The organism is Gordonia sp. 852002-10350_SCH5691597 (assembly GCF_001665715.1).
Lineage (GTDB): Bacteria > Actinomycetota > Actinomycetes > Mycobacteriales > Mycobacteriaceae > Gordonia > Gordonia sputi.
Map to the genome: position 1 here is coordinate 1 of NZ_LZMO01000048.1, position 4390 is coordinate 4390.

Here is a 4390-nt window from a genome sequence, read left to right on the forward strand (position 1 = left end):
GACGTCGAACTCGTTGTCGGCGATCCAGCGGCGAAGCGTCAGGTAGCCGTGTGGGCTGAAGCAGACGCGAGACACCGACCCGTTGTAGGGCAGGGCCACCGCGGGACCCGCCGACACCACGTAGTCCGGCAGCACCGTCTCGTCGGCGGCTGGCGCGAGGACGCTCACGGTATGGCCACGGTCGATGAACACCTCGGCGAGCTCGACCACATGTGCCTGCACGCCGCCCGGAACGTCGAACGAGTACGGACAGACCATTCCGATCTTCATCCGGTGCTCTCGATTCGCGCACGACGCTCCGCCGACCAGTCGGATTCCCAGAGCGGCTGCAACATGTGCCAGTCCGCGGGATGTGCCGCGATGTTCGTGGCGAAGGCGTCGGCCACCGCCTGGGTGGCTTGCTCGACGCCGCCCGACACGTCGGCCGACTCTCCGACCAGGATTTGCGACCTCCCGTCCGGGAGGAAGAAGTGGTGTACGGGCATGAGCGCTGCGCCCGTCTCGATAGCGAGGCGCGCAGGCCCGGCGGGCATGCGGGTCGGCTCACCGAAGAACTGCACCGGAACGCCGTGGCGGGTCAGGTCGCGTTCTGCGAGCAGACATACCACCGACCCTTCGCGAAGTCTGTCGGCGAGACGCGCGAACGGAGGCTGTTCCCCACCGGTGAGCGGAAAGATCTCGAACCCGAGGCTCTCGCGATACGCGACGAATTGATCGAACAGCGACTCCGGTTCGAGTCGTTCGGCCACTGTCGAGAATCGATGACCGCGATTGATCAGCCACACCCCGGCCATGTCCCAGTTGCCGCTGTGCGGCAACGCGAAGATGAGCCCCTTGCCCTTCGCGATCTCGGCCTCGAAGCGGGCGACATCGTCGTCGGCGATGTGCACCGACGCCGCGGCGTTCGCCAGTCCCATGGCGGGCAGGCGAAAGGCTTCGTACCAGTACCTGGCATACGAGCGCATCGCGTCGGCGACGAGTTCGTCCGGCACGTCCTGCGGCCGCGTGGCTCCGATCACGCGGGCAAGATTGCGTCGCAACTGCTGCGGGCCGCCGTTGCGGCGACCGACCATCGCGCCCGCGCCCTCGAAAACGGTTCTGCCCCAACTGTCCGGAAGCAGACGCACACCGGCCCATCCGGCCCGGTAGCCGAGGTCGGAGACGTACCCGCCGAGGCGGCTCACCGGCTTCCGGTGCCTGCGTCGGGCCCGGCCTGGGTCTCGGTGTCGGGGTCGGTCGCGGCTTCAGCATCGGTCCCGGTGTCAGTGTCGGTCGAACTCGACGCCAGTGGGATCAGGTCTCGGGCACCCGGTGACCGGGAAATCGACCACATGCGCTGTCCGACGGTGATCACGCTCCCGATCGCGAGAAGCCCCATGGCGACGTGAATCGCCCACCACAGTCCGAGACCGGTGAAGCCCGCTCCCACCAGAACGATGATCAGCCGGTCCGGGCGCTCGATGAGACCGCCGTCGCCATACAGACCCGACGCCTCGGCGCGTGCCTTGGCATACGAGATGACCTGCGAGGTCACCAGACAGATCATCGTGGCGACGAACAGCCACTGGTGCGGCTGCGTCCACGCGCACCACCACGCGAGACCCGCGAAGATCGCGCCGTCGGCGATGCGGTCGCAGGTGGCGTCGAGCACCGCACCGAATCGGGTTCCGCCACCGCGGGCTCGCGCCATCGCGCCATCGAGCATGTCGAACATCACGAACAGCCAGATGACCATCGTGCCCCAGAAGAGGTGGCCCATCGGGAACAGCGTCACCGCCGCCGCGACAGTCGCCACGGTGCCGATCACGGTCATGGCGTCAGGAGTCAGCCCGGTGCGCAGCAACGCACGTCCGAGCGGCAACGTCACCTTCGACACCGACGCCCGGCCTCGAATGCTCAGCACCGCACCGCTCCTTCCCGACCGTTCAGTCCTGTACCTGCACTGCTCATGCGGTGCGGTCGCGCGCTCATGGGGCGTCGAGCTGCTTCCACGCGTCCGACAGCAGCGCACGGGTATCGCGCAGCAACTGTGGCATGACTTTTGTCTCGCCGACAACCGTGATGAAGTTCGCGTCGCCCACCCACCGCGGCACGATGTGCTGGTGGATGTGCTCCGACAACGAGCCGCCTGCGGCGTAACCGAGATTCAGACCCACGTTGAACGCGTTCGGATTCGACACCGCCTTGATCGTGCGGATCATGCGCTGCGTGAACCCCATCAACTCGTCGGCCTCGCCTGCGGTCAGCGCTTCGAGGTCTGCGACCTGCCGATACGGCACGATCATCGTGTGGCCGGGGTTGTACGGGTACAGGTTGAGCACCGCGTAGACGTGCTCTCCACGCGCCACGATCAACCCGTCCTCGTCAGTCATCGTCGGTATGTCGAGGAAGGGGTGCCCGGTGAGGTCCGAGCCGTCGGCTGCCTTCTTCACGACCGGCGGGTCGGCCGTGATGTAGGTCATCCGGTGCGGACTCCACAGCCGCTGTAGCCGATCGGGATCGCCGGTACCGCAATCGCGGATCTCACCGGCGTGAGCACCGGTCGGGGCCCCACCGCTCGACTCGTCGTCGGCGTCAGGCATCTCCTGCACCTTCGATCAGCTCCTTGGTCGGAGACTCGTTGCGACGGGCGGAAATCCACTCGTCGATGATTCTGACCGCGTCGGCGACGGGAACGCCGTTGACCTGAGTGCCGTCTCGGAATCGGAAGCTCACCGCACCCGCCTCGACGTCACGCTCGCCTGCGAGAAGCATGAACGGCACCTTGCCGGTGGTATGCGTGCGGATCTTCTTCTGCATGCGGTCGTCGGAGTAGTCGACCTCGGCGCGAATTGCCTTGGCCTTCAACTGATCCATGACGCTCTGAAGGTGGTCGACGAACGCCTCGGCAACAGGGATGCCGACGACCTGCACCGGCGACAGCCATGCCGGGAAGGCGCCCGCGTAGTGCTCGGTGAGCACGCCGAAGAACCGCTCGATCGAACCGAACAGAGCGCGGTGGATCATGACGGGGCGATGCTTGGCGCCGTCGGAGCCGGTGTACTCGAGGTTGAAGCGTTCCGGCAGGTTGAAGTCGAGCTGAATGGTCGACATCTGCCAGGTGCGGCCCAGCGCGTCCTTGACCTGGACGGAGATCTTGGGTCCGTAGAACGCGGCGCCACCGGGATCGGGTACGAGGTCGAGTCCGGACTCGCCCGCAACCTCGGCGAGCGTGTTGGTCGCGATCTCCCAGGTCTCGTCGTCGCCGACGGACTTCTTGGGATCCCGCGTCGACAACTCCAGATAGAAATCATCGAGACCGTAATCGCGAAGCAGATCGAGGACGAAGGTCAGCAGCGAGCGCAGTTCGTCACGCATCTGCTCGCGGGTGCAGTAGATGTGTGCGTCGTCCTGAGTGAACCCCCGTGCGCGGGTCAGCCCGTGGATCACGCCCGACTTCTCGTAGCGGTAGACGGTGCCGAACTCGAAGAGGCGCAACGGAAGTTCTCGATACGAGCGTCCACGCGCGTCGAAGATCAGGTTGTGCATCGGACAGTTCATCGGCTTCAGGTAGTAGTCCTGAGCCGGCTTGCGCACCGAGCCGTCGTCGTTGAACTCGGCGTCGAGCTGCATAGGCGGGTACATGCCGTCGGCGTACCAATCGAGGTGTCCCGACACCTCGAACAGGTTGCTCTTGGTGATGTGCGGCGTGTTGACGAACTGATATCCGGCAGCGATGTGACGCTTGCGCGAGTAGTCCTCCATCTCGGTGCGGATGATGCCGCCCTTCGGATGGAACACCGGTAGGCCCGAACCGATCTCGTCGGGGAAGCTGAACAGGTCGAGCTCTGCACCCAGTCGTCGATGGTCGCGCTTCTCGGCCTCCGCGAGCATCTCGAGGTAGGTGTCCTGAGCTTCCGACGACTCCCATGCGGTGCCGTAGATGCGCTGAAGGTCGGCGTTGTCCTGATCGCCGCGCCAGTAGGCAGCCGAACTCCTGGTGAGCTTGAACGCGGAGATGTACTTGGTGGTCGGGACGTGCGGACCACGGCACAGATCGCACCAGATCACCTCGCCGGTGCGGGGATTCAGGTTGTCGTACGCGGTGAGTTCAGCCCCGCCGACCTCCATGACCTCGCTGTCGTCGGCCGCGCCCTTGTCGTCGATCAACTCGAGCTTGTACGGCTCCTTGGCGAGCTGCACCCGGGCCTCGTCCTTCGACGCGTAGACCCGTCGCGAAAACTTCTGACCCGACTTGATGATCTGCTTCATCTTCTTCTCGAGCGCGGTGAGATCTTCGGGGGTGAAGGGCTCTGCGACGTCGAAGTCGTAGTAGAAGCCGTCCTTGATCGGCGGCCCGATCCCGAGCTTTGCCTCGGGAAAGAGATCCTGCACGGCCTGTGCGAGCACG

The 4390-nt window shown here is 65.3% G+C and carries 5 protein-coding genes; all 5 read right to left on the reverse strand.

The window, feature by feature from the left end; translation table 11 throughout:
• On the reverse strand, positions 1-270 hold a 270-nt coding region (locus A5777_RS03590), incomplete at its 3' end, for a glycosyltransferase family 4 protein (RefSeq protein ID WP_156529274.1).
• Complete coding sequence (locus A5777_RS03595) at positions 267-1184, reverse strand: phosphatidylinositol mannoside acyltransferase (protein ID WP_005206041.1); 918 nt, start codon at positions 1182-1184, stop codon at positions 267-269. The genes A5777_RS03595 and A5777_RS03590, both read right to left, overlap by 4 nt.
• Positions 1181-1903 (reverse strand): phosphatidylinositol phosphate synthase, encoded by a 723-nt coding sequence (gene pgsA / locus A5777_RS03600; RefSeq protein WP_064861659.1) that lies wholly within the window; start codon positions 1901-1903, stop codon positions 1181-1183. Before pgsA ends, A5777_RS03595 begins: the two co-directional genes overlap by 4 nt.
• Positions 1904-1967: 64 nt before the next feature.
• A complete protein-coding gene (locus A5777_RS03605) occupies positions 1968-2582 on the reverse strand; it encodes an HIT family protein (protein WP_051993851.1) in 615 nt (204 codons plus the stop codon).
• Positions 2575-4390, reverse strand: a 1816-nt coding sequence (thrS, locus tag A5777_RS03610) for a threonine--tRNA ligase (RefSeq protein WP_064861660.1), incomplete at its 5' end; no start/stop codon positions are given. The genes A5777_RS03605 and thrS, both read right to left, overlap by 8 nt.

Excerpts from the sequence above, each read along its gene's own strand:
- A5777_RS03605 (WP_051993851.1), bottom strand. The coding sequence starts at position 2,582 with ATGCCTGACGCCGACGACGAGTCGAGCGGTGGGGCCCCGACCGGTGCT.